The 25,148-nt window shown below is 70.3% G+C and carries 20 protein-coding genes and 4 tRNA genes; 11 read left to right on the top strand and 13 right to left on the bottom strand.

Annotated elements, in window-relative coordinates:
• Positions 1–138: 138 nt before the first annotated feature.
• Both ACFV2J_RS33370 and ACFV2J_RS33365 read left to right on the top strand, forming a co-directional pair.
• On the top strand, positions 139–1,647 hold the full coding sequence (locus tag ACFV2J_RS33370) for a N,N-dimethylformamidase beta subunit family domain-containing protein (protein ID WP_385087611.1): 1,509 nt from the start codon (positions 139–141) through the stop codon (positions 1,645–1,647).
• A 178-nt stretch (positions 1,648–1,825) separates the two neighbouring features.
• Positions 1,826–2,725 (top strand): phosphoribosylaminoimidazolesuccinocarboxamide synthase, encoded by a 900-nt coding sequence (locus tag ACFV2J_RS33365; RefSeq protein WP_385087613.1) that lies wholly within the window; start codon positions 1,826–1,828, stop codon positions 2,723–2,725.
• Between the two features lie 55 nt (positions 2,726–2,780).
• On the opposite strand, the gene ACFV2J_RS33360 is transcribed toward ACFV2J_RS33365, so the two are convergent.
• The 8 genes from ACFV2J_RS33360 to ACFV2J_RS33325 form a co-directional block, all read right to left on the bottom strand.
• A tRNA-Gly gene (locus ACFV2J_RS33360) sits at positions 2,781–2,856 on the bottom strand.
• A gap of 22 nt (positions 2,857–2,878) precedes the next feature.
• Positions 2,879–3,544, bottom strand: coding sequence for a response regulator (locus tag ACFV2J_RS33355; RefSeq protein WP_385087615.1), 666 nt, complete (start codon positions 3,542–3,544; stop codon positions 2,879–2,881).
• Entirely contained in the window at positions 3,541–4,908 is a 1,368-nt protein-coding gene (locus tag ACFV2J_RS33350) for a sensor histidine kinase (RefSeq protein ID WP_385087617.1), read from the bottom strand. Before ACFV2J_RS33350 ends, ACFV2J_RS33355 begins: the two co-directional genes overlap by 4 nt.
• Before the next feature lie 22 nt (positions 4,909–4,930).
• Positions 4,931–5,740 (bottom strand): ABC transporter permease, encoded by an 810-nt coding sequence (locus ACFV2J_RS33345; protein WP_385087619.1) that lies wholly within the window; start codon positions 5,738–5,740, stop codon positions 4,931–4,933.
• A complete protein-coding gene (locus ACFV2J_RS33340) occupies positions 5,737–6,747 on the bottom strand; it encodes an ABC transporter ATP-binding protein (RefSeq protein ID WP_385087621.1) in 1,011 nt (336 codons plus the stop codon). Before ACFV2J_RS33340 ends, ACFV2J_RS33345 begins: the two co-directional genes overlap by 4 nt.
• 309 nt (positions 6,748–7,056) lie before the next feature.
• Positions 7,057–7,132 (bottom strand) — tRNA-Gly (locus tag ACFV2J_RS33335).
• Between the two features lie 67 nt (positions 7,133–7,199).
• Positions 7,200–7,271 (bottom strand) — tRNA-Gly (locus ACFV2J_RS33330).
• Between the two features lie 176 nt (positions 7,272–7,447).
• Positions 7,448–7,765, bottom strand: coding sequence for an Lsr2 family protein (locus ACFV2J_RS33325; protein WP_385087623.1), 318 nt, complete (start codon positions 7,763–7,765; stop codon positions 7,448–7,450).
• 361 nt (positions 7,766–8,126) lie between these two features.
• Here ACFV2J_RS33325 and purS point away from each other — a divergent pair, with 361 nt between their 5' ends.
• From purS to purM, 7 genes are all read left to right on the top strand, one after another.
• Complete coding sequence (gene purS, locus ACFV2J_RS33320; protein ID WP_153289764.1) at positions 8,127–8,393, top strand: phosphoribosylformylglycinamidine synthase subunit PurS; 267 nt, start codon at positions 8,127–8,129, stop codon at positions 8,391–8,393.
• The gene (purQ, locus tag ACFV2J_RS33315) at positions 8,390–9,070 is read left to right on the top strand and encodes a phosphoribosylformylglycinamidine synthase subunit PurQ (protein WP_385087625.1); all 681 of its coding nucleotides are present in this window, start codon (positions 8,390–8,392) and stop codon (positions 9,068–9,070) included. Before purS ends, purQ begins: the two co-directional genes overlap by 4 nt.
• Positions 9,067–11,343, top strand: coding sequence for a phosphoribosylformylglycinamidine synthase subunit PurL (gene purL / locus ACFV2J_RS33310; protein ID WP_385087626.1), 2,277 nt, complete (start codon positions 9,067–9,069; stop codon positions 11,341–11,343). Before purQ ends, purL begins: the two co-directional genes overlap by 4 nt.
• Positions 11,344–11,464: 121 nt before the next feature.
• Positions 11,465–12,298 (top strand): sterol carrier family protein, encoded by an 834-nt coding sequence (locus ACFV2J_RS33305; protein ID WP_385087628.1) that lies wholly within the window; start codon positions 11,465–11,467, stop codon positions 12,296–12,298.
• A gap of 318 nt (positions 12,299–12,616) precedes the next feature.
• Positions 12,617–13,432, top strand: a complete 816-nt coding sequence (locus tag ACFV2J_RS33300) for an META domain-containing protein (RefSeq protein WP_385442163.1) — start codon at positions 12,617–12,619, stop codon at positions 13,430–13,432.
• A 61-nt stretch (positions 13,433–13,493) separates the two neighbouring features.
• Positions 13,494–15,020 (top strand): amidophosphoribosyltransferase, encoded by a 1,527-nt coding sequence (gene purF / locus ACFV2J_RS33295; RefSeq protein ID WP_385089658.1) that lies wholly within the window; start codon positions 13,494–13,496, stop codon positions 15,018–15,020.
• Between the two features lie 43 nt (positions 15,021–15,063).
• The gene (purM, locus tag ACFV2J_RS33290) at positions 15,064–16,164 is read left to right on the top strand and encodes a phosphoribosylformylglycinamidine cyclo-ligase (RefSeq protein ID WP_385089661.1); all 1,101 of its coding nucleotides are present in this window, start codon (positions 15,064–15,066) and stop codon (positions 16,162–16,164) included.
• A gap of 186 nt (positions 16,165–16,350) precedes the next feature.
• Here the strand turns inward: purM and ACFV2J_RS33285 are convergent, their stop codons facing one another.
• Together ACFV2J_RS33285 and ACFV2J_RS33280 are read right to left on the bottom strand one after the other, a co-directional pair.
• Positions 16,351–16,605 carry a DUF3073 domain-containing protein gene (locus tag ACFV2J_RS33285; RefSeq protein ID WP_037615441.1) on the bottom strand — a complete coding sequence of 85 codons (255 nt, stop codon included), beginning with the start codon at positions 16,603–16,605 and terminating at the stop codon, positions 16,351–16,353.
• A 322-nt stretch (positions 16,606–16,927) separates the two neighbouring features.
• Positions 16,928–18,016 carry a Leu/Phe/Val dehydrogenase gene (locus ACFV2J_RS33280; RefSeq protein WP_385089664.1) on the bottom strand — a complete coding sequence of 363 codons (1,089 nt, stop codon included), beginning with the start codon at positions 18,014–18,016 and terminating at the stop codon, positions 16,928–16,930.
• Positions 18,017–18,261: 245 nt separating this feature from the next.
• On the opposite strand from ACFV2J_RS33280, the gene ACFV2J_RS33275 reads away from it, so the two are divergent.
• Positions 18,262–19,110, top strand: coding sequence for a hypothetical protein (locus tag ACFV2J_RS33275; RefSeq protein ID WP_385089667.1), 849 nt, complete (start codon positions 18,262–18,264; stop codon positions 19,108–19,110).
• Between the two features lie 645 nt (positions 19,111–19,755).
• Complete coding sequence (gene bldC / locus ACFV2J_RS33270; protein WP_003949541.1) at positions 19,756–19,962, top strand: developmental transcriptional regulator BldC; 207 nt, start codon at positions 19,756–19,758, stop codon at positions 19,960–19,962.
• 516 nt (positions 19,963–20,478) lie between these two features.
• On the opposite strand, the gene ACFV2J_RS33265 is transcribed toward bldC, so the two are convergent.
• The 3 genes from ACFV2J_RS33265 to hrpA all read right to left on the bottom strand — a co-directional run bounded on the left by ACFV2J_RS33265 (position 20,479) and on the right by hrpA (position 24,993).
• The gene (locus ACFV2J_RS33265; RefSeq protein ID WP_385089670.1) at positions 20,479–20,667 is read right to left on the bottom strand and encodes a DUF6274 family protein; all 189 of its coding nucleotides are present in this window, start codon (positions 20,665–20,667) and stop codon (positions 20,479–20,481) included.
• Positions 20,668–20,855: 188 nt separating this feature from the next.
• Positions 20,856–20,930, bottom strand: a tRNA-Asp gene (locus ACFV2J_RS33260).
• Positions 20,931–21,024: 94 nt separating this feature from the next.
• Positions 21,025–24,993: an ATP-dependent RNA helicase HrpA gene (gene hrpA / locus ACFV2J_RS33255; RefSeq protein WP_385442156.1), complete on the bottom strand. Its 3,969-nt coding sequence runs from the start codon at positions 24,991–24,993 to the stop codon at positions 21,025–21,027.
• Between the last annotated feature and the right edge of the window lie 155 nt (positions 24,994–25,148).

Genomic DNA, 25,148 nt, shown 5'->3' with positions numbered 1-25,148 from the left:
TCACGTCAATTCGCGACGAACGGTGACGGAGTGCGTGCGTAATGTGATGTGCTGGGACCGATCGCGCGCAGGGCGGAGGCCCGGGCGCGGAGCAGAGGCGCACAGAACCGACGGGGGCACCGAGGGAGGGGAGCAGGCATGGGATCGGAGCAGATCCGCCGCTGGGAGTCGGGAGCTCTCGCGCACGCCGTGACGGACCCCTTCGGCCAGGGACCCGTTCCCTGGCTCCGCGGCGACGAGCAGTACTTCGACGACACCGGGCACGTCGTCCCCTGGTACATCGACCACGCCCCGGGCGCCACCCTCCTGCGCGACACCACGAAGCCGGTGAGGGGTGCCATCCCCCAGCCCAGGATCGGGGGCCCCCGCTCCGCGGACGACGTGCACCGCCAGATCAAGGGCTTCGCCTCCAACGGCGCGGCCGCCCCGGGCGAGGCCATCGACTTCCACGTCACCGTCGACCCGCCCCAGGAATTCAGCGTCGACATCTACCGCATCGGGCACTACGGCGGCGACGGCGCCAGCAAGATCACCACCAGTCCCCGTCTCTCCGGGATCGTCCAGCCCCCGCCGCTCACCGCCGACCGGACCGTCTCCTGCCACCACTGGTGGCTCTCCTGGCGCCTGCAGATCCCGAGCTACTGGAACATCGGCGCGTACGTGGCCGTCCTCACCACCGCCGACGGCTACCGCTCCCACGTCCCCTTCACGGTGCGCGACAACCACCCCGCCGATCTGCTGCTCCTGCTCCCGGACATCACCTGGCAGGCGTACAACCTCTATCCGGAGGACGGCCGTACGGGCGCCAGCCTCTACCACGCGTGGGACGAGGACGGCCGGCTCCTCGGCGAGGCGGACGCGGCGACGACGGTCTCCTTCGACCGCCCGTACGCCGGCGCGGGTCTCCCCCTGCACGTCGGCCACGCCTACGACTTCATCCGCTGGGCCGAGCGCTACGGCTACGACCTCGCCTACGCCGACGCCCGCGACCTGCACGCCGGCCGCGTCGACCCCACCCGTTACCGCGGTCTGGTCTTCCCGGGCCACGACGAGTACTGGTCGCCGGCCATGCGCCGCACCGTGGAGGTCGCCAGCGGAAACGGCACTTCACTGGTCTTCCTCTCCGCCAACACCATGTACTGGCAGGTGGAGTTGGGTCCCTCCCCGTCCGGGGTCGCGGACCGCCTGCTGACCTGCCGCAAGCGCAGGGGGCCCGGAAAGCCCGCGCTGTGGCGGGAGATCGACCGGCCCGAGCAGCAGCTCATCGGCATCCAGTACGCGGGCAGGGTCCCGGATCCCCACCCTTTGGTCGTGCGTAACTCCGACCACTGGCTGTGGGACGCCACTGGCGCGAGCGAGGGCGACGAACTGGAGGGCATGGTCGCGGGCGAGGCCGACCGCTACTTCCCGCGCGCCCCGCTGCCGGAGCACCACGGCCGCATCCTCCTCGCCCACTCCCCGTACCGGGACAGCGAGGGCACCGTCCGTCACCAGGAGACCTCCCTCTACCGAGCGCCCTCCGGCGCGCTGGTCTTCGCATCCGGGACGTTCGCCTGGTCCCCGGCCCTGGACCGGCCGGGCCACGTCGACACCCGCGTCCAGCGGGCCACGGCCAACCTCCTCGACCGCATCTGCAAACGCGACTGACCCGCGCCTGACCCGCGACGGAGCCGCGACGGAGCCGCGACGGGACAAGGGCCGCCGCGCGCACCCGCCGCGCACCCCGTGCCGTGCCTCCCCGTCCCTGTCCAGGCACCCCGTGGCCGGAGCCGCTCCCCGCATACGGGAGAATCGAGCCACTTGGACAGAAATACGGGGAGGAACCGTGTCCGGATTCGTCGAAAAGCCTGAGCCCCTCCAGGTTCCGGGTCTGGTGCACCTGCACACCGGCAAGGTGCGCGACCTGTACCGGAACGAGGCGGGCGACCTCGTGATGATCGCCAGTGACCGTCTTTCCGCCTACGACTGGGTGCTGCCCACCGAGATCCCCGACAAGGGCCGGGTCCTCACCCAGCTCTCCCTGTGGTGGTTCGACAAGCTCGCCGACCTGGTCCCCCACCACGTCCTCAGCACCGAACTCCCGCCCGGTGCCCCCGCCGACTGGGCCGGCCGCACCCTGATCTGCAAGTCGCTGCGGATGGTCCCGGTCGAGTGCGTCGCGCGCGGCTACCTCACCGGCTCCGGCCTCGCGGAGTACGAAGCCTCCCGCACGGTCTGCGGCCTCGCCCTCCCCGAAGGCCTCGTCGACGGCTCGGAACTCCCCGCGCCGATCTTCACCCCCGCCACCAAGGCCGAGGTCGGCGAGCACGACGAGAACGTCTCGTACGAGGAGGTCGCCCGCCAGGTCGGCGCCGAGACCGCGGCCCAGCTGCGTCAGACGACTCTCGCCGTCTACGGCCGCGCCCGCGACATCGCGCGCGAACGCGGGATCGTCCTCGCCGACACCAAGTTCGAGTTCGGCTACGCGGACGGGACCCTGGTCCTGGCCGACGAGGTGCTGACCCCGGACTCGTCCCGTTTCTGGCCGGCCGACGCGTGGGAGCCGGGCCGCGCCCAGCCGTCCTTCGACAAGCAGTTCGTCCGGGACTGGCTGACGTCCTCCGAGTCGGGCTGGGACCGCAGCAGCGAGCAGCCGCCGCCCGCGCTCCCGGCGCATGTCGTGGAGGCGACCAGCGCCAAGTACATCGAGGCGTTCGAGCGTCTGACCGGCACCAGCTGGAGCTGAGGGCGCCGGTGCGCACACGAAGAAGCCCCCGGCCTGAGGCCGGGGGCTTCTTCACTGGAGCGGACGACCAGGTTCGAACTGGCGACCTCAACCTTGGCAAGGTTGCGCTCTACCAACTGAGCTACGTCCGCATGCGCTGTGGTGCGAGAGCAACTATACCCAACCTCGCTGCCGTGCGAGACGCACCGCCGCGTGCCGGTTCTCCGCGCCGAGTTTGGAGACGGCGGACGACAGGTAGTTCCGTACCGTCCCCTGCGACAGCGCGGCCCGCTCCGCGATCTCCGCGACGGGCGCGCCGTCGGCGGCGAACTCGAGCACCTCGGCCTCCCGCGCGGTCAGCGGGGAGTCCCCGGCGGAGATCGCGTCGGCCGCCAACTCCGGGTCCACGTAACGGTTTCCCGCGTGCACGGTGCGGATGATCTCGGCGAGCCGCTGCGCGCTGACGGTCTTCGGGACAAAGCCGCGTACACCTGCCGCAAGCGCCCGCTTCAGATGCCCCGGCCGTCCGTGACTCGTCACGATCAGCACCCGGCAGCCGGGCAGTTCGGCCCGCAGCGATGTGGCCACGCTCACACCGTCGGCCCCCGGCATCTGGAGATCGAGCACGGCGACGTCGGGAGCGTGCGCCCGTGCCATCGCCAGCGCCTCGGGCCCGGTCGCCGCCTCGGCGACGACGACGAGATCGTCCTCCAGCGCCAGCAGCGCGGCGAGCGCTCCCCGGATCAGGTGTTCGTCGTCGGCGAGCAGCAGACGGACGGGTGTCGCGGACGGTACGGATGGGGCGTGCGGTACGGGTGGGACGGGTGGTACGTGCGTCATGGTCTGACCTCGTTCACTCGACGCGGCACGGGCACCGCCGACGGATCCGGCCCCGAGGGATGTGGCTGCGACAGATCCGGCTCCGGGGGATGTGGCTGCGCCAGATCCGGCTCCGGAGGATTCGGCATCGGTATCTCCGCCGTCAGACGGAACGTGCCGTCGTCGCCCGGCCCGGCCCGCAGGGTCCCGTCCAGCCCGGCCAGCCGCTCCCGCAGCCCTACGAGCCCGGAGCCTCCGCCCGGTCCGTTGCGTCCGGTGCTCTCTGCCGCTCCGGGGCCGGCCGCGACCGCGTCCGGCACGCCGTCGTTCTCCACCGTGAGGGTGACCTTCCCGTCCGCCACCCGCAGGGTGACCCCGCACCGGCGCGCGTCCCCGTGCCGCAGCACGTTCGTGGTCGCCTCCCGTACGACCCAGCCGAGCGCCGACTGAACCTGAGCGGGAAGCCCCGTCGCGGGCCCGGTCACCTCGCAGGCGATGCCGGCGGCCGTCAGCACGCCCTGAGCGCCCGCGAGTTCCACGGTGAGGTCGGCCTCGCGGTAGCCGCGTACGACCTCGCGCACCTCGCGCTGGGACTCCCGGGCCAGCCGCTGCACCTCGGTCATCTGGTCCACGGCCTCCGGGCGCCCGCGCCGGGCCAGCTGGACGGCGAGTTCGCTCTTCAGCGCGATCACCGCGAGGTTGCGGCCCATCACGTCGTGCAGATCGCGTCCGAAGCGCAGCCGTTCCTCGGCGACCGCGAGGCGGGCCCGGGTCTCGCGGGCCGCGTCGAGTTCGTACACGGCGTTGAGCAGCCAGACGGAGAAGGCGGCCGTGAAGGCGAGGAACCCGGCGGTGAGCAGGACCGTGCCGGCGATGACCACCGTGGCGGGGCCGGGGAAGCCGAGCGGGAACGACGCCGCCCCGGCACCCACCGTCGCGCCGACCACCACGTGCGTCATCCGGCGCCGGTCCCGTGTGCCGAGGGCGAGAGTCCCGGTGCCGAAGGCGATGACGCCGACGAACATCGAGGCGCCCAGGCGGACCTCGACGTCGGTCGCCGGACGCCAGTCCGTGCCCGAGAGGGTGAGCGCGGCCACGGCCACCAGAGCGGTGGTCGCCGCCAGCGCGATCAGCATCCGCCGGGGGCGGTCACGGGTGCCGCGTGTCCAGTCCAGCGTCCTCGACGCGGTCACCGCACAGAGCACGGAGTGCGCGCACACCAGCGGGAACAGGCACCAGGACAGCGTGCCGGGCACGTTCGAGAACAGGGGCAGCCCGATCGTGGCGGTCTCGATCAGGGCGAAGAAGTGGAACGACCACCGTGTGTAGGTCTCGACCTTCGCCGGAGTGCTCTTGCCCCGCCACCAGCCACCCGGCCTGCTCATGCCGACCTCCGAGGGTCCGTGGTCACCGTCGAGGCTCCCAGCGGAACCACCGCCGTACAGCAAACACCGCGAACACGATCCAGGCCACCGCGGTCCCGAGGGCGCCCAGGGTGTCGTGCGCGGACAGGCCGCCGGTCCAGCCGCCGCGGACCAGGGTGATCACCGGGGTCAGGGGCAGCAGTTCACAGGCCGAGGCCAGCGCGCCGGGCATGACCTGGAGGGGGACGAAGGTGCCCGAACCGAGCAGGGACAGCAGCATCAGGGGCATGGCGGCCACCTGGGCGCCTTCCACGCTCCTGCTGAGGCTCGCGGTGACGGCCGCGAGCGGAGGCCACATCGCCAGGCCCAGCAGCAGTCCCAGGACGGCGAGATGGGGGGCTTCGGGCGCCCCGACGTCCAGCAGGGCGGCACACGCGACGGCCAGGGCCAGGCACTGGACGAGACCGATCGCGACCGAGGGCAGGGCCGCGCCCGCGAGGATCTCCGCGTCCCGCAGCTCCCCGGTGCGCAGCCGCTTGAGGACGAGCTCCTCGCGGCGGGCCGCGTACACGCTCACCAGCGAGCTGTAGACCGCGAAGAGGAGGGAGAAACCGACGGAGGACGGCAGGACGACCGAGCCGACCGAGAGCCCGGTGCCCTTCAGGTCCATCTGGCCGACGGTCGAGCGCAGGCTGAACGGCAGGGCCAGCGGCACGAACACGGCAGCGGCGAGCGTCGCCTTCGTCCGGCCCAGCAGGGTCAGCTCGGCACGCGCCAGCGCCGCCATCCGCCCCGTCGTGGTGGTCGTCGTGGTGGTCCCCGTACGGGGGTCGGTCACGGTCGCAGCGCTCATGCCGCGGCCTCCTTCTCTGTCGTCGCTCCCGTGCCCCGTCCACCGGAGCCGGCCCCGGCACCGGAGCCTCCGTCGGCACCGGCCGCGTCCGAGGCGATCCGCAGGAACGCCTCCTCCAGCGAGGCCGGCCGTACGTCGAGTCCGCCCAGTTCGACCTGTTCGTCCCGGGCCCACAGCAGGAGCGCGGTCGCGGTGCGCTGGAGGTCGCCGGTGCGCAGCCTCACGGTGCGGCCCACCGTCTCGTGGCCGCTCACGCCGAGCGTGGCGAGTGGTGGCAGGTCCCCGAGGAAGTACCCGGCGGGCAGTTCGAAGGAGATCCGGGACGGCTGGGACGCGGTCACCTCGGCGGGGGTGCCGGAGGCCGCGATGCGCCCTTCGTGGAGGACCGCGAGCCGGTCGGCCAGCTGCTCCGCCTCCTCCAGGTAGTGCGTGGTCAGCAGCACGGTCGTGCCGGTGTCACGCAGTTCCCGCACCAACTCCCAGGTCTCCCGGCGCCCTTCGGCGTCCAGTCCGGTCGTCGGCTCGTCGAGGAAGAGGACCTCGGGGCGGCCGAGGAGGGCGAGCGCCAGGTCCAGCCGCCGCTTCTCGCCCCCGGACAGCTGCTTCACCCGCACGCGGGACCGCCGCGCGAGTCCCACCAGCTCCAGGGCCTGGTCCGTGGGCCGTGCGCCGCTCGTGCAGCCCGCCCACATCCGTACGGTCTCCGCGACCGTCAGTTCGGAGGGGAAGCCGCCCTCCTGAAGCATCACGCCGATCCGGGGCCGGACGGCGGCGCGTTCCTGGTACGGATCGTGTCCGAGGACCCGGACCCGTCCGCCGGCCGGCGGGGCGAGGCCTTCCAGCAGCTCGACCGTGGAGGTCTTGCCGGCGCCGTTCGTTCCCAGCAGTGCGAAGAGCTCACCGCGGCCCACGGAGAAGGTGACTCCGCGCACGGCCTCGAAATCTCCCCCGTACACGCGCCGCAGATCGGTGACCTCAATCACGTCGTCGTGCTCGTTCGTGTTCATGAAATCAGCGTCCCCGCGGACCGGACGCGTCAGCAGTGCGCGGTGTCATCGCTCCGCATGACAAATGTCAGACGCCCGCACGCCGGTACCTTCTCGCTGTTCCTTCGCGCCGAGCTCCCCGGCACAAGCCGTCGGCACAAGCCTGCGACCCACGACGTGAGCAGACGACTTGGGCACACGACTTGAGCACGCGACTTCGGCACGCGACTTCGGCACGCGACTTCGACACATGCGTGAACCACGCCGCGGACTTCGGGTGGGCGGACATACGAGAAAGACCCCGGTCTGCTGACCGGGGTCTTTGCTTCCTGGAGCGGACGACGAGGCTCGAACTCGCGACCTCAACCTTGGCAAGGTTGCGCTCTACCAACTGAGCTACGTCCGCATGTGCCCCCGACCGGCTTTCACCGATCGGTGCGAGCATCACCCTACCTGATCGGTAAGGGTTGCAGAGCGGGTGACAGGAATTGCACACTGCGCCTTCCCCCTGGAAGGGGGATGTTCTGCTACTGAACTACACCCGCGTGACTCCTCGGGTCGGGCCTTTCGGCCTTGCCCCTCGGCGTGTTCCAGACTCTAGCTGATCTCCTGGGGGTCTGCGCAAGTCGGTTGTCGCGGGGGCCCGCTGACGGGCCCTCGCGGGCGCCCCCGGCGGTGGGGGCGCCCCGGCGTGGACCGTGCGCGGGCTTGTCGGTGCGACTCAGTGCGACTCGGCGAACGCCTCGTAGACCTTCTTGGGGATGCGGCCGCGCGGCGGCACGTCCAGCTTGTTGGAGCGGGCCCAGGCGCGGACGGCGGCCGGGTCGGGCGTCAACGCGGTGTGCGTGTAGGCCTTCCCGGACTTCGACCGCTTGCGGCCGGCCTCGACGTAGGGCGCGAGGACCTTACGCAGTTTCTTGGCATTGGTTGGATTGAGGTCGATCTCGTACGACTTGCCGTCGAGTCCGAAGGCGATCGTTTCCGCCGCTTCCGAGCCGTCGATGTCGTCAAAGAGAGTGACCACGACACGCTGCGCCACGAATATCGGTCCCTTCGCGCGGCACCTCTGCGATCACACCCCATGACGTGCGCGGACGTCACGGAGTTGTCGGGGAGATGCCGACTGTCCGGCTGTTATTGGGCAAAGTATCGGCTATTGCCAATTCCTTTGTACAGTGCCGGGCATTGCATTGTGAAGCCCGACTAAATCCGTCCGCGTGTCAGGAGGCAATGGGGTCCCACCGCTCTTCTGCGGTTTTTCCCAGGATTTTCCGTGCAGGCCCCCGCGTCGATGCGGGATCGTGATCGGGCTCACGTAGGATTCTACGAATCTACGCGGGTAGAAATTTTGTACGGGTAGTCTGAAGGGACCTGCTCAGCACCACACACCGGGAGTGCCAGTGGCACGCGTCGTAGTCGACGTCATGCTCAAGCCGGAGATCCTCGACCCCCAGGGCCAGGCGGTGCAGCGTGCACTGCCGCGTCTCGGTTTCGAAGGCGTCTCCGACGTACGTCAGGGAAAGCGATTCGAACTGGAAGTGGACGGACCGGTCGACGACGCCGCGCTCGCCCGCATCCACGAACTGGCGGAATCCTTCCTCGCCAACACCGTGATCGAGGACTTCACCGTGAAGGTGGAGGACGAGAAGGTGGAGGCAGGAAAGTGACCGCTCGTATTGGAGTCGTCACTTTTCCGGGCAGCCTCGACGACCGTGACACCCAGCGCGCCATCCGGCTCGCGGGCGCCGAACCCGTCGCCCTCTGGCACAAGGACAAGGACCTCAAGCAGGTCGACGCCGTGGTGCTGCCCGGCGGTTTCTCGTACGGCGACTATCTGCGGGCCGGCGCCATCTCGCGCTTCTCGCCCGTGATGGAGACCGTGATCGCCCAGGCGAAGGCCGGAATGCCGGTTCTCGGCATCTGCAACGGCTTCCAGGTCCTCACCGAGGCGCACCTCCTCCCCGGCGCGATGCTCGGCAACAACCACCTCCACTTCATCTGCCGCGACCAGAAGCTGCGGGTGGAGAACGCGGAGACCTCCTGGACCGCCGACTACGCGTCCGGCCAGGAGATCCACATCCCGCTGAAGAACATGGACGGGCGGTACGTCGCGGACGAGCGCACCCTCGACATGCTGGAGGCGGAGGGCCGGGTCGCGTTCCGCTACGTGGACGTCAACCCGAACGGCTCGCTGCGCGACATCGCCGGCATCACGAACGAGGCGGGCAACGTCGTCGGTCTGATGCCGCACCCGGAGCACGCCGTCGAGCCGCTCGTCGGCTCCGGCCGCACCGACGGCCTCCCCTTCTTCACCTCGATCCTCAAGAAGCTGGTCACCGCATGAGCCGCACGCCTCTGGACACGGTCGAGAACGCGGCCGCGACCCCCGACGTCGAGCTGCCCTGGGCCGAACTGGGCCTGAAGAAGGACGAGTACGAGCGCGTCGTCGAGATCCTCGGCCGCCGCCCGACCGGCGCCGAGCTCGCCATGTACTCCGTCATGTGGTCCGAGCACTGCTCGTACAAGTCCTCGAAGGTGCACCTGCGCCAGTTCGGCGAGAAGGCCCCGCAGTCCGACGCGCTCCTCGTGGGCATCGGCGAGAACGCCGGTGTCGTCGACGTCGGCCAGGGCTACGCCGTGACCTTCAAGGTCGAGTCGCACAACCACCCGTCGTACGTCGAGCCCTACCAGGGCGCGGCCACCGGCGTCGGCGGCATCGTGCGCGACATCATCGCGATGGGCGCCCGCCCGGTCGCCGTGGTCGACCCGCTGCGCTTCGGCGCGGCCGACCACCCCGACACCAAGCGCGTCCTGCCGGGTGTCGTGGCCGGCATCGGCGGCTACGGCAACTGCCTGGGACTGCCCAACATCGGCGGCGAGGTCGTCTTCGACTCCTGCTACCAGGGCAACCCCCTCGTCAACGCCGGCGCCATCGGCGTCATGCGGCACGAGGACATCCACCTCGCCAAGGCGTCCGGCGCGGGCAACAAGGTCATCCTCTACGGGGCCCGCACCGGCGGCGACGGCATCGGCGGCGCCTCCATCCTGGCCTCCGAGACCTTCGACGACGCCAAGCCGTCGAAGCGCCCCGCCGTCCAGGTCGGCGACCCCTTCCAGGAGAAGCTCCTCATCGAGTGCACCCTGGAGGCCTTCGCCGAGAAGCTGGTCGTCGGCATCCAGGACCTCGGCGCGGCCGGACTGTCCTGCGCCACCTCCGAGCTCGCCTCGAACGGCTCCGGCGGCATGCGCGTGACCCTGGACGACGTACCCCTGCGGGACTCGACGCTCTCTCCCGAGGAAATCCTCATGAGCGAGTCGCAGGAGCGCATGTGCGCGGTCGTCGAGCCGGAGAAGGTCGACCGGTTCCTGGAGATCTGCGACAAGTGGGACGTCATCGCCACCGTCATCGGTGAGGTCACCGACGGCGACCGGCTGGAGATCTACTGGCACGGCGGCAAGATCGTCGACGTCGACCCGCGCACGGTCGCGCACGACGGCCCGGTCTACGAGCGCCCCTACGCCCGCCCCGAGTGGCAGGACGCCCTCCAGGCCGACGACGCGAACAAGCTGCCGCGTCCGGCGACCGGCGAGGAGCTCAGGGACCAGGTCCTCAAGCTCGTGAGCTCCCCGAACCAGGCCTCCAAGTCCTGGATCACCTCCCAGTACGACCACTTCGTACAGGGCAACACGGTGCTGGCGCAGCCCGAGGACTCGGGCATGATCCGCGTCGACGAGGAGACCGGACTCGGCGTCGCCATCGCCACGGACGGCAACGGCCGGTACGCGAAGCTCGACCCGTACACGGGCGCGCAGCTCGCGCTCGCCGAGGCCTACCGCAACGTGGCGACGACCGGTGCCAAGCCGCTCGCCGTCTCCGACTGCCTGAACTTCGGCTCGCCCGAGGACCCGGCCGTCATGTGGCAGTTCGCCGAGGCCGTCCGCGGTCTCGCCGACGGCTGTCTGCAACTGGGCACCCCGGTGACCGGCGGCAACGTCTCGCTCTACAACCAGACGGGCGAGGCCGCCATCCACCCGACCCCGGTCGTGGCCGTGCTGGGCGTCATCGACGACGTCGCCCGCCGGACGCCGGTCGCCTTCCAGGAAGAGGGCCAGCTCCTCTACCTGCTCGGCGACACCCGTGAGGAGTTCGGCGGCTCGGCCTGGTCGCAGGTCGTCCACGACCACCTCGGCGGACTGCCCCCGCGGGTCGACCTGGAGCGCGAGCGGCTCCTCGGCGAGATCCTCATCTCGGCCTCCCGCGACGGCATGATCGACTCGGCGCACGACCTGTCCGACGGCGGCCTGATCCAGGCCGTGGTCGAATCGGCGCTGCTCGGCGGGAAGGGCGCGCGGCTGGTCGTGCCCGACGGCCTGGACGCCTTCACCCTCCTCTTCTCGGAGTCGGCGGGCCGCGCGGTCGTCGCCGTCCCGCGCTCGGAGGAACTCCGCTTCAACGACATGTGCGGTGCGCGGGGCCTGCCCGTCACCCGTATCGGTGTCGTGGACGGGACCGAGTCCGACGCGACCGCGGTGGTCGAGGTGCAGGGCGAGTTCACGCTCCCGCTGACGGAGCTGCGCACGGCGCACGAGGGCACGATCCCGGCGCTCCTCGCGTAGCACCGGCGGCCGTACGCGCGTCAAGGCCCCGTCCGGGGAAGGGAATTCCGGGCGGGGCCTTCGCGCGCGCCCGCGCAGGTGCCCCGCGCCCGGGGCCCGTGCACCGCCTACCCTGGGGATCATGCCTCCGGCCAGGAAACGCACCCGCACCTACGATCCCGTCAAGACGCGCGCGGCGGTCCTCGCGCAGTTCAGGCACGTGCGCGACGGCGTACGCGACCTCGACGAGGAGCGGTCGGCGCGGGCCTCGGGCCTCGGCGACTGGAGTGTGCGGGAACTGGCCGCGCACATCACGGCGGCCCTGGAGAACGTCAGCCGGAACCTCGACCTGCCGGAACCCGTGAGCCGGGAAGTCGCGCTGCTCGACTGGCCGTTCGCCACCGCCGGGCGGGCGGGCGACATCGCCGACGGCACGCGCCGCCTGGCCGCGGACCACCCCGACCTCGACGCGCTCTACGCCCGCACCGAGGAGCGGTACGCCGAGCGGCTGGCCACCGCTCCCGACGGCCGGCTGCTCGCCACCCTCCGCCGGGCCCCCGGCTCGGCCCCGGAGGCCGGGGCCCCCACCGGTGCCATGACCCTCGCCGACTATCTCGTCACCCGCACGGTGGAGCTCGTCGTGCACACCGACGACCTGAACCGCGCCGCCGGGACGGACATCCCCTTCGACCGCCAGGCCCTGGCCACCTGCACCCGGCTGCTGGCCGACGCGCTCGCCGTGAAGGCGCCGGGCGCGTCCACGGAGGTGCGGATCCCGCCGTACGCCGTGGTGCAGTGCGTGGAGGGCCCCCGGCACACCCGGGGAACGCCGCCGAACGTCGTCGAGACGGACCCGCTGACCTGGATCCGGCTCGCGACGGGACGGACGGACTGGCGGACGGCACTGGACGAGGCCAAGGTCGGCGCGAGCGGCGAGCGGGCCGACCTCTCGGCGCTCCTGCCGCTCATGCGCTGACCCGCGCCTTCGCCCGGAGCACCCGCCCGTAACGGTCGCGCCGGGTACCTCGCGCGACGACCACGAGGTACCCCGCGCGGTGCCCGCGGGATGCCTCGCGCTGCTGTCACGAGACGGCCGGCGCGACCCCGGCACCGGGGTGACACCGGCGCGTCCGCCACCCCGAACCGCCGAAGGGACCCGCGTACGCCGCCGAGGGGGCCCGCGTACGCCGCCGAGCGGGCCCGCGTACGCCGCCGAGCGGGTCCGCGTGCCGCCGGCGGAGCCGTCCTCCCGGCCGAAGGGAACCGACCACCCCACCCGTCCCGTCCCATCGCCATGGACAAGCAGCGACTGACCCTCAGCGTCCTGACCCTGCTTCCGCTCGCCGTGGCCTGCGGCACCGAGACGGCGGGCGGTGGCACCGCCGGGACGGGCGCGTCGTCCGTCACCGCGGCGCACGGCACCGGCGTCACGGACGTCCACTGGAACGTCGACACCCTCACCGTCGACGGGCGGACCACCCGCGCGCCCGGCGGCGCCTACCTGCTGATCGGCCGGGACGGCCGGGTCAGCGGCAATCTCGGCTGCAACGGCTTCGGTTCGACCGCCACCCTCAAGGACGACCGCGTCGACTTCGGCGCCCTCCGCACGACGGAGATGGCCTGCGGGAAGACCCCGATGGCCTTCGAGAAGAGCCTGGCCCGCGCCTTCGGCCAGGACACGTTCACCACCGCGGTCAAGGGCGACAAGCTCACGCTCACCACCGGGGACGGCGACCGGATCGGCCTCACCAGGGAGGCGGACGTCCCGCTCCACGGCACGAAGTGGACCATCACGTCCGTCGGCACCGGTGACGTGGCCCGGTCGCTGCCCGCCGGCGCCGTGGCGTACTTCGTCCTGGACGAGCGCCGAGGCTCCCTTTCCGGCCGTCTCGGCTGCAACGAGGTCTCCGCGACGGCCACCGTCCGCGACGGACATATCACCCTCGGCGCGGCCAGGACCACCCGGATGGTGTGCGAAGCCTCACTCATGGACACCGAGCGCGACCTCCTGCGCCTCTTCGACGGCACGGTCGGCTACGCCCTGGATCACCGCGGTCTGGCTCTGACCAGCGCAAACGGCACACACGTGACGGCGACCGCCGATCAGTGAGCCGCCGCGGCCCGCCATCCCCAATTCGGACCAGTGGTCGATCTCGCCTACACTCGGTGCCGTGCCACGTGGTGACGGTCGACTCAATCATGATCTGCTCCCCGGCGAGAAAGGCCCCCAGGACGCTTGTGGCGTCTTCGGAGTCTGGGCCCCCGGTGAAGAGGTCGCCAAGCTCACTTACTTCGGGCTCTACGCCCTCCAGCATCGAGGCCAGGAATCCGCGGGTATCGCGGTCAGCAACGGCTCCCAGATCCTCGTCTTCAAGGACATGGGCCTCGTCTCCCAGGTCTTCGACGAGACCTCGCTCGGTTCGCTCCAGGGTCATATCGCGGTCGGTCACGCCCGCTACTCGACCACCGGCGCCTCCGTCTGGGAGAACGCCCAGCCGACGTTCCGTGCCACCGCGCACGGCTCCATCGCGCTCGGCCACAACGGCAACCTGGTCAACACGGCGCAGCTCGCCGAGATGGTCGCCGACCTCCCCAAGCAGGACGGCCGCACCACCCGGGTGGCCGCCACCAACGACACCGACCTGCTCACCGCGCTGCTCGCGGCCCAGGTCGACGACGACGGCAAGCCGCTGACCGTGGAGGAGGCCTCCGCGAAGGTCCTCCCGCAGGTCAAGGGCGCCTTCAGCCTCGTCTTCATGAACGAGCACACCCTGTACGCGGCCCGCGACCCGCAGGGCATCCGCCCGCTGGTCCTCGGCAGGCTGGAGCGCGGCTGGGTGGTCGCCTCCGAGTCCGCCGCCCTCGACATCTGCGGTGCCGCGTACGTCCGCGAGATCGAGCCGGGCGAGTTCGTCGCCATCGACGAGAACGGCCTGCGCACCTCGCGCTTCGCGGAAGCGAAGCCCAAGGGCTGTGTCTTCGAGTACGTCTACCTGGCGCGTCCCGACACGGACATCGCCGGCCGGAACGTGTATCTGTCGCGTGTCGAGATGGGCCGCAAGCTCGCCAAGGAAGCCCCCGTGGAGGCCGATCTGGTGATAGCGACCCCGGAGTCGGGGACGCCCGCCGCGATCGGTTACGCGGAGGCCAGCGGAATCCCCTTCGGCGCGGGTCTGGTCAAGAACGCGTACGTCGGCCGGACCTTCATCCAGCCCTCGCAGACCATCCGGCAGCTGGGCATCCGCCTGAAACTGAATCCCCTGAAGGAAGTCATCAAGGGGAAGCGGCTGGTCGTCGTCGACGACTCGATCGTCCGCGGGAACACCCAGCGGGCGCTGGTGCGCATGCTGCGCGAGGCCGGCGCCGCCGAGGTCCACATCCGGATCTCCTCCCCGCCCGTGAAGTGGCCCTGCTTCTTCGGCATCGACTTCGCGACCCGCGCCGAGCTGATCGCCAACGGCATGACCGTCGAGGAGATCGGCACCTCCCTGGGCGCCGACTCCCTCTCGTACATCTCCCTCGACGGCATGATCGAGGCCACCACCATCGACAAGCCGAACCTGTGCCGGGCGTGCTTCGACGGCGAGTACCCGATGGACCTTCCCGACCCCGAGCTGCTCGGCAAGCAGCTTCTGGAGACCGAGCTGGCCGCGGGTCCCGCAGCCACGGCCGCGGCTGACGCCATCCGTCGCCCGTAAGTGCCGCAGAGCCCCGTTTCACCAACCCGAAAGATCCCAGGCAATGTCTTCTGTCTCTGATCAGTCGTCTCCGGCGACGGGCAGTCCCTCCGGCGCCTCCTACGCGGCCGCCGGCGTCGACATCGAAGCGGGCGACCGCGCCGTGGAGCTGATGAAGGAGTGGGTGAAGAAGACGCAGCGCCCCGAGGTCCTCGGCGGTCTCGGCGGCTTCGCCGGCCTCTTCGACGCCTCCGCCCTCAAGCGCTACGAGCGTCCGCTGCTGGCCTCGGCCACGGACGGCGTGGGCACCAAGGTCGACATCGCCCGGCAGCTCGGCGTGTACGACTCCATCGGTCACGACCTGGTCGCGATGGTCATGGACGACATCGTGGTGTGCGGCGCCGAGCCGCTCTTCATGACCGACTACATCTGCGTCGGCAAGGTCCACCCGGAGCGCGTCGCGGCCATCGTGAAGGGCATCGCCGAGGGCTGTGTCCTCGCGGGCTGCGCCCTGGTGGGCGGCGAGACGGCCGAACACCCGGGTCTGCTGGGTCCGGACGACTTCGACGTCGCGGGCGCCGGTACGGGCGTGGTCGAGGCGGACCGGCTGCTCGGGGCGGATCGTATCCGCACGGGTGACGCGGTGATCGCCATGGCGGCCTCCGGGCTTCACTCGAACGGGTACTCCCTCGTCCGGCACGTCCTCTTCGAGCGGGCGAACCTCAGCCTCGACCGGCACGTCGAGGAGTTCGGCCGTACGCTCGGCGAGGAGCTGCTGGAGCCCACCAAGATCTACTCGCTGGACTGTCTGGCACTCACCCGGACCACCGAGGTGCACGCCTTCAGCCACATCACCGGCGGCGGCCTCGCGGCGAACCTCGCCCGGGTGATCCCGGACGGGCTGCACGCGATCGTCGACCGCGAGACCTGGACCCCGGCCCCGGTCTTCGATCTCGTCGGCCGGACCGGCGGGGTCGAGCGGCTGGAGCTGGAGAAGACGCTGAACATGGGCGTGGGCATGATCGCGATCGTTCCCGAGGAATCGGCGGACGCGGCGCTCGCCACCCTCGGGGACCGCGGTGTGGACGCCTGGATCGCCGGTGAGATCACCGAGCGCGGCGCGCACACGACGGGCGCGGCCCTGATCGGCGACTACGCGAGCTGATGCCCTCCGGGCAGCACAAAACCCGGTCCGGCGCTGGCGCCCCGGACCGGGTGAGGTGCGGTAACTACGAGAATTCTGCCGACAGAACCCGCCGACGGAGAACCGCCGGCGAAGATCTGTCGGCAGAAGTCCGCCAACAGGAATCTGCTACGAGAGATCGCGGAAACCGCGAGGGACGCTGTTGCGTCAAGCGCCGCGACGTTGGGACTGGGGACCGGACTGGTCGTCCTCGTCCTCATCGTCGTCGTTGTAGAGATCCGCGTACTGGGCGTACGGGTCGTCTTCCTCGTCGTCGTCCTCGAACGGCTCGCCATTCGGCGGCTGGCTCGAAGTCGAAGCGCCCAGCTCATTGGCCAGGCGCGAGAGGTCAGTCCCGCCGCTGCTGTACTTCAGCTGGCGGGCGACCTTCGTCTGCTTGGCCTTTGCCCGGCCGCGCCCCATGGCTCGACCCCCTCGGATACGGGGCTCGGTGGCCCCAGAGTCTTGACACGCGTTCATGATCTGGAACGGGCTCTCCGTGGAGAGACCGGTCCGTAGGGCTTCCACGGTACCTGAGCCCGCGCCCATACGGTACGTCGCCCGCAGGACGCGCCTGAGCCCAGAACCTGCGAGGTGCCCTGTCCCCGCTGGTCAACCGCGATTTTAACCTCTTCTTGGCGCCCGACCCGCCGACGGGAGTGAGAGTTCTCTCCAAGTGTTCCCTCGGCGGGTCCCTGACAACGTGGAAATGGGCCGGAACGAGGGGTTCCGAATGGCCGGTCCGTCAGCCGCGGCGGCGTGCCTCCGCCATCCGCTGCTCGGCGATCCGGTCGGCCGCGGCGGCCGGCGGAATCCCGTCCTCCTTCGCACGTGCGAATATGGCCAGCGTGGTGTCGAAGATCTTCGAGGCCTTCGCCTTGCACCGGTCGAAGTCGAAACCGTGGAGCTCGTCGGCGACCTGGATGACACCGCCCGCGTTCACGACGTAGTCGGGCGCGTACAGGATCCCGCGGTCCGCGAGGTCCTTCTCGACGCCCGGGTGCGCGAGCTGGTTGTTGGCGGCGCCGCACACGATCCTCGCCGTCAGGACCGGCACGGAGGCGTCGTTCAGCGCCCCGCCGAGCGCGCAGGGGGCGTAGATGTCCAGCCCCTCCACACGGATCAGCGCCTCGGTGTCGGCGACGGCGGTGACCCCGGTCGGATGCTTGTCCAGGATCCGCGCCACGGACTCCGCCCGCACGTCCGTGATGACGACCTCGGCGCCGTCCTGACGCAGATGGTCCACGAGGTGGTGACCCACCTTGCCGACGCCCGCGACGCCCACCCTGCGGCCGCGCAGCGTCGGGTCGCCCCACAGGTGCTGGGCGCTCGCCCGCATGCCCTGGAAGACCCCGTACGCGGTCAGTACCGACGAGTCGCCCGCGCCGCCGTTCTCCGGCGAACGCCCGGTCGTCCAGCGGCACTCCCGGGCCACGACGTCCATGTCGGCGACGTAGGTGCCGACGTCGCAGGCCGTGACGTAACGCCCACCGAGCGAGGCCACGAACCGGCCGTAGGCCAGCAGCAGCGCCTCGCTCTTGATCTGCTCGGGGTCGCCGATGATGACGGCCTTGCCGCCGCCGTGGTCGAGACCGGCCATGGCGTTCTTGTACGACATCCCGCGCGAGAGGTTCAGCGCGTCGGCGACGGCCTCCTCCTCGCTCGCGTACGGGTAGAAACGCGTCCCTCCGAGGGCGGGGCCCAGGGCGGTGGAGTGGATGGCGATGACGGCCTTGAGGCCGCTGGCCCGGTCCTGGCACAGCACGACTTGCTCATGACCCCCCTGGTCCGAGTGGAACAGGGTGTGCAGGACGCCGTCGGTTACGTCGGTCACTGTGGTGACTCCCAGGTAAGTAGCGGCGGTTGAGGACGGTGCCCGTGCGGATGGCGGGCGCCCGTGGGCACGAGGGTAGAGCCTGTGCCCGGTCGCCATCCGCGCAGTGTTCAGGATCACCTTCTCCCGGAGTACGTTTCCGCACGGCCGTGGGACGATTTGCAGTGTTTTCCCGGTCGCTCGTGTGCCGGTTGAACGCGTTCCCGTCCGGGTTTCGTGTTCGGCCCGATGGGGAGGGAGCAGAGGTGCCCAAGGTGTCCTCGGTGGTCGTCCCGTACGCGTCCTATCTGCGCGTCTACGAACCGCTGGCCGCCTTTGCGGAGCCGGAGCGGGGCCACTGGGCGCGCTACGCCCGGCGCGCGGAGCGTCCGTCGTACCAGGACGAACTGCGCCGGTCCCTGGCCGATTTGCTCCCGACCCCGCCGATCCCCGTGCCGGTGCACGAGAGCGCCGACGCGTTCGTGCTGGACGTCGACGGGGTGCTGTGCGTCTGCCCCTGGCGCACCCGGTTGCGCGGCTGGCAGGCACTCGACGAACTGGCGGAGGAACTGCCGGCGCCGGTCCTGGACGCGGTGCTGCCCCCGCTCGTGCGCCGCCAGGCCGCCCTGGACTACGAGCGCTGGCTGGCCCGCAACCCCGACGCCCGCCCGTGGATCCGCACCTCGACCTGGCAGGTGCCGCTGAACTGGTTCGTGCTCGTCTCCGACGAGGAGCGGGAGTACGAGAAGGGCGCGGGCGGCGACGGGGCGGCGCCGGTGCTGCGCTACCGGACGCCGATGGTGCAGGCGCGCCGGCGGACCGCGCGGGCCCTGAAGACGCTCCGGGACACCCTGGACGAAGGGCCGCTCATCGACGGCCTGGTGGACGTGGGGCGCTGGCTGGAGGAGTTCCACCCGCGCTCGCTGGTGGAGCTGGACTACGGCGGGCTCGTGCACGCCCTGCCGGCCGGACACCTGGAGGACGACCACTCGGCGGCGGACGTCGCCGAGGGCATCGAGGCGCTGCGCACCGGGGACGGGGTCGCCGCGGGTGAGGCGTACGGGCGGCTCGTGGAGCGCTGGCGCTCGGTCAGGGACCGGCAGTCCTCGAACTGAGGTCCGCCGGGTGGATCGGGTGGATCACGTGGGACGGGCGTGTCGTGCCGGGGACGCGGGGCGGGCGGGGCGGGTGCGCCGTGTGGTCCTGCCGGGCACGTGTGACGCGGATCTCAGCCGACGGCAACCGAACTGACGTATGGTCCTCGCACGCCGAAGAGGTGCCACTGTAGGACGTACGTCCTGACTACGGGACGTAGGTCCCGATCCGGTCTTTTGCGTCAAGGGCGTGTCAAGCGTGACGGATGGCACTTACCTGGCTCTTGCATCGCTTACCCCTCCCCGTGCCAAAATAGGACAAGGAGTCCGGGGAGGACTCCTTCTACCCGTGTTTGGGTGGAATCTCCGCATTGCACGCTATGGGGGGTCTGGTGACTCCTGATCGCCCTGTGACTGATCGTCACAGTGTCGTGACTGTCCGCTATGGCATGGTCCATCGGCTTCCGTCGCTGATGAACACCTGGGAGGGCAATTCCATCGGTTTGGCCGACGCGGCTGGACGGATGGTGTAGTTGTAGTGCCGAGGACAAGCCGTTCGTCCTATAACCGACTCGACTCGCGTCCGCCATTTCGGGCAACGCGGGTCAAGGTGCAGAATTTAGAGGAAAGAACCGAGAAGGTTCGGTTCTCCCGAGGAGGCCGCTCATGACCGCTCGCACCCCTGATGCCGAGCCGCTGCTGACCCCGGCTGAGGTCGCCACCATGTTCCGCGTCGACCCCAAGACGGTCACACGGTGGGCGAAGGCCGGCAAGCTTACGTCCATCCGCACGCTCGGCGGGCACCGCCGCTACCGCGAAGCGGAGGTCCGTGCACTGCTCGCGGGCATTCCGCAGCAGCGCAGCGAGGCCTGAACAACTACATAATCGGGCAATTCGGCAGCTCCCCCAACCCGCCGAAACGTCCGGACCACAGCTTCAAGCGACGCGGGTCCTGCCCCAACAGGGCTCACGCCCGACCCAGTTCCACCTATGACATGGGTGCGTCGTCGATCGCGCTGGACTCCGCCGGGTCCAGCGCGATTTTTTTGTGCCCGCTCCGGGTCCCGGCCCGGCTCCGCGGTGCCCCGCCGGCGCCTCGGGCGCGCCCCCTTGACGCTCCGTCCGCGCGCCGGGTGGCCCTCGGAGTGGGCGACGCGGAGGGTCCGTGAGCGGCCTTGTGGGAGTCTGGGGAGGGCTGTCGGATCTCCGGTGGGAGTCCCCTGCGGGTGGTGCAATTGCACATATTAAATTGACCAGTTGTAGGTGGGGTGTAAGTTTCGCTGTTCTGAAAACTTATGCGGTGACTCCCGTCACATGCCAGAGTCCTTGTCGCTCACGACTCCTCTGCGCTAAAGGAGTTGAGAGGAAGGTGTATTCCCGGCGCCGGGCTCAGGCCTTGGAGGGACTCTCGTCCTCGACCGCCGTCTCGTCCTCCTCGCCGTACGGGGCGGGTTCCAGGGCCAGCCTCAGTAGCTGGTGGCAGATCGGGCAGTGCCGCGTCAGATGGCGGTACCCGGAAGCGGCCGACAGATGGGCGCGGAGCAGGGCGCGCGTCTCGTGCCGGGCCGGTGCCGCCATGGGCCACCTCCAAGGAGTCGAGAGCCCTGGTTTCTGGGGTACCCGGGGAAAGTGGCGCCGTCAAGACGCGGGAGCCCCGCGGGCGGAGCCGGGGCGGGGGAGCGCGGGACGCGAGAGGGCGTCGAACGCACGCGGGTGTCGAACGCACGAGAGCCCGGGTCCGAAGACCCGGGCTCTCGTATCTACTGCGGTCCTGACGGGATTTGAACCCGCGGCCTCCACCTTGACAGGGTGGCGAGCACTCCAAACTGCTCCACAGGACCAGGTTTCGCAGTCACTATTCGTGCGCTGTGCTGCGAGAAGAGACTGTACAGGAGGGTGAGCCCGGGGTCGAACTCACCCACCGTACGGGCGCCGTTACGGTGCCGCGGCGTCGATCGCCTTCACGATGCGCTTGTCGGAGACGGGGTACGCCGTGCCGAGCGCGTGGGCGAAATAGCTGACCCGGAGCTCCTCGAGCATCCAGCGGATGTCCAGGACCTGCTGCGGGACCGGACGGCCCTGCGGCATCTGTTCCAGGAGCCAGGCGTACTCGTCCTGCATCTCGTGGACCTTCTCCATCCGGGTGGTGTCCCGCTGGACGTTGGTCGGCATCTGTTGCAGCCGGCGGTCCGCGGCCACCAGATAGCGCATGAGGTCGGCCAGCCGCCGCAGGCCGGTCGCCGTGACGAAGCCGGGCTTCACGAGGGCGTCCAGCTGCTTGCGTACGTCCGCGAGGTTCGCCAGCAGCACGGGGCTCCTGGCGTCCTTCAGACGGCGCTCACAGGCCTGCCAGGCGGCCAGCACCTGCTGCACCTGCCCGACCGTGCGCACCGTCGTGTCGACGATCTCGGCGCGCACCCTGTCGTAGAGCTTGCGGTACGACTCCTCGTCCCACGCCGGGCCCCCGAAGTCGCCGATCAGCTTGTCCGCGGCGGCCGTCGCGCAGTCGTCGAAGAGGGCTTGCACGGTGCCGTGCGGATTGGCGGACAGGGCGAGCTTCTGGGCGTTCGTCAGCTTGTCCGAGGCGAACTTGCCCGGGTTCACCGGGATGTTCCGCAGGATCAGCCGCCGGGTGCCCTTCCACATGGCCTGGGCCTGCTCGGCCTCGGTGTCGAAGAGGCGTACGGAGACCGTGTCGCCGTCGTCCACCAGGGCCGGGTAGGCCTTGACCGGCTGTCCCGCCCGCCGTGTCTCGAAGACGCGGGCCAGCGAGCCGATCGTCCAGTCCGTGAGGCCCGTGCGCTCCAGGGACTCGCCGCCCTCGCGCTCCGCCGTCGCCGCCGCGGCCTGCGAGATCGCCTTGCGCGCCTTCGGCTTCAGCTGGAGCTGAAGCGCCTGGAGGTCCTTGTCCTCGGCGAGCTTGCGGCGCCGTTCGTCGACGATCCGGAAGGTGATCTTCAGGTGGTCCGGGACCCGGGACCAGTCGAAGTCGTCGGCGGTGAGCGTGACACCGACCATGCGCTTCAGCTCGCGGGCCATCGTCGTCGTCAGCGGCTCCTGGAGGGGGACCGCACGGTCGAGGAAGGCCCGCGCGACGTTCGGGGCCGGCACGTAGTTGCGGCGGATGGGCTTGGGGAGGGAGCGGATCAGCTCCGTCACGACCTCCTCCCGCAGACCCGGGATCTGCCAGTCGAAGCCCTCGTCCGTCACCTGGTTCAGGACGTGGAGCGGGATGTGGACCGTCACGCCGTCCGCGTCCGCGCCCGGCTCGAACTGGTACGTCACACGGAACTTGAGACGCCCCTGACGCCACGAGTCGGGGTAGTCGTCCTTGGTGACGGCCCCCGCCTTCTCGTTGATGAGCATCGAACGCTCGAAGTCGAGCAGCTCGGGCTCGTCGTGGCGCTTGTGCTTCCACCAGGAGTCGAAGTGCGCCCCGGACACGACGTGTTCCGGCACCCGCTGGTCGTAGAAGTCGAAGAGCGTCTCGTCGTCGACCAGGATGTCCCGGCGCCGGGCGCGGTGCTCCAGCTCCTCCACCTCGGTCAGGAGCCTGCGGTTGTCGGCGAAGAACTTGTGGTGCGTGCGCCAGTCGCCCTCCACGAGGGCGTTGCGGATGAAGAGCTCACGGGAGGCCTCGGGGTCGATCCGCCCGTAGTTGACCTTCCGCTGGGCGACGATCGGCACGCCGTAGAGCGTGACCTTCTCGTACGCCATCACGGCGGCCTGGTCCTTCTCCCAGTGCGGTTCGCTGTACGTCCGCTTGAGGAGGTGCCCGGCCAGGGGCTCGACCCACTCGGGCTCGATCTTCGCGTTGACCCGCGCCCAGAGGCGGGAGGTCTCCACCAGCTCCGCCGACATCACGAAGCGCGGGGGCTTCTTGAAGAGGGCCGAACCGGGGAAGATCGCGAACTTGGCGCTGCGGGCGCCCAGGTACTCGTTCTTGCCGGTGCCGCGCCCGCTCTCGCCGCCGGTCTCCTTCACGTCCTTCATGCCGACGTGGGAGAGCAGGCCGGCCAGGAGCGAGACATGGACGCTCTGCTCGGCCGCGTCGTCCTCGTTCGGATGGATACCCATCTGCTTCGCCACCGTGCGCAGCTGGGTGTAGATGTCCTGCCACTCGCGGATGCGCAGGAAGTTCAGGAACTCCTGTTTGCACATGCGCCGGAAGGCGGAGGAACCCCGCTCCTTCTGCTGCTCGCGGACGTAGCGCCACAGGTTCAGGAACGCGAGGAAGTCGCTGCTCTCGTCCCTGAAGCGGGCGTGCTGCTGGTCGGCCTGCGTCTGCTTGTCGGAGGGGCGCTCGCGCGGGTCCTGGATGGACAGCGCCGCGGCGATCACCATCACCTCACGCGCACAGCCGTTCTTGTCGGCCTCCAGCACCATCCGGGCCAGCCGGGGGTCGACGGGGAGCTGGGCGAGCTTGCGGCCCGTCTCGGTCAGACGCTTGCGGACCTCTTTCTGGGACGGGTCCAGCGCGCCCAGTTCCTGGAGGAGCTGGACGCCGTCACGGATGTTGCGGTGGTCCGGCGGGTCGATGAAGGGGAACTTCTCGATGTCGCCGAGGCCGGCCGCGGTCATCTGGAGGATGACGCTCGCCAGGTTCGTCCGGAGGATCTCCGCGTCCGTGAACTCCGGGCGCGAGACGAAGTCGTCCTCGGAGTACAGGCGGATGCAGATGCCGTCGGACGTACGGCCGCAGCGGCCCTTGCGCTGGTTGGCGCTGGCCTGCGAGACGGGTTCGATCGGCAGACGCTGGACCTTGGTGCGGTGGCTGTAGCGGGAGATGCGGGCGGTGCCCGGGTCGATGACGTACTTGATGCCCGGGACGGTGAGGGAGGTCTCCGCCACGTTCGTCGCCAGCACGATCCGGCGGCCCGTGTGGGGCTGGAAGACGCGGTGCTGCTCGGCGTGCGAGAGACGGGCGTAGAGGGGGAGTACCTCGGTGAAGCGGTAGTTCTTCTTCGTGAGCGCGTCCGCCGTGTCGCGGATCTCGCGCTCGCCGGAGAGGAAGACGAGGATGTCGCCCTTGCCCTCGGCCTGGAGCTCCTCCACGGCGTCGGTGATCGCGGTGATCTGGTCGCGGTCCGCGTCGTCGCCCTCCTCCTCCAGGAGCGGGCGGTAGCGGACCTCCACGGGGTAGGTGCGGCCGCTGACCTCGACGATCGGGGCGTCGCCGAAGTGCCGGGAGAAGCGTTCGGGGTCGATGGTCGCGGAGGTGATGACGACCTTGAGGTCCGGGCGCTTGGGGAGCAGTTGGGCGAGGTAGCCCAGCAGGAAGTCGATGTTGAGGGACCGCTCGTGCGCCTCGTCGATGATGATCGTGTCGTAGGCGCGCAGCTCGCGGTCGGTCTGGATCTCGGCGAGCAGGATGCCGTCCGTCATGAGCTTGACGAAGGTGCCGTCCGGGTTGACCTGGTCGGTGAAGCGGACCTTCCAGCCGACGGCCTCGCCCAGCGGCGTGTCCAGCTCGTCGGCGACGCGTTCCGCGACCGTGCGGGCGGCGATGCGGCGGGGCTGGGTGTGGCCGATCATGCCGCGGACGCCGCGGCCGAGTTCGAGGCAGATCTTGGGGATCTGCGTGGTCTTGCCTGAGCCGGTCTCACCGGCGACGATCACGACCTGGTGGTCGCGTATGGCGTCGGCGATGTCCGATTTCTTCTGGCTGACCGGGAGCTGTTCGGGGTACGTGACGGCGGGCACGCGGGCGCGGCGCTCGGTCATGCGGGCCTCGGCCGTGGTGACCTCCGCCTCGATCTCGGCGAGCACGGCGGTCCGGGCCTCGGGCTTGCGGATCCGGCGCGCGCCCTCGAGCCTGCGGCCGAGCCGGTGCGCGTCGCGCAGGGACAGCTCGGCCAGGCGGGGGGCGAGATCGCCGAGGGCGGGGGCAGGATGCGTAGACATACGCGGTCCAGGATCTCACCTCGCCGAAATTCCTGGCGAACGGTTTTGGGCGGGGGGCTGTGCCGGTGGGTGGGTGGGTCGGGGCCGTGCCGGTGTGTCGAGGCCGTCGCCGCTGGATCAGACGTCGGCCGGGCATGCGAGCCGTTGCTCGATCC

Origin of the sequence: Streptomyces sp. NPDC059668 (genome assembly GCF_042734135.1) — a bacterium.
Lineage (GTDB): Bacteria > Actinomycetota > Actinomycetes > Streptomycetales > Streptomycetaceae > Streptomyces.
Note: the sequence above shows the minus strand (reverse complement) of the source record. Positions and strands in the feature narration are given on the sequence as shown.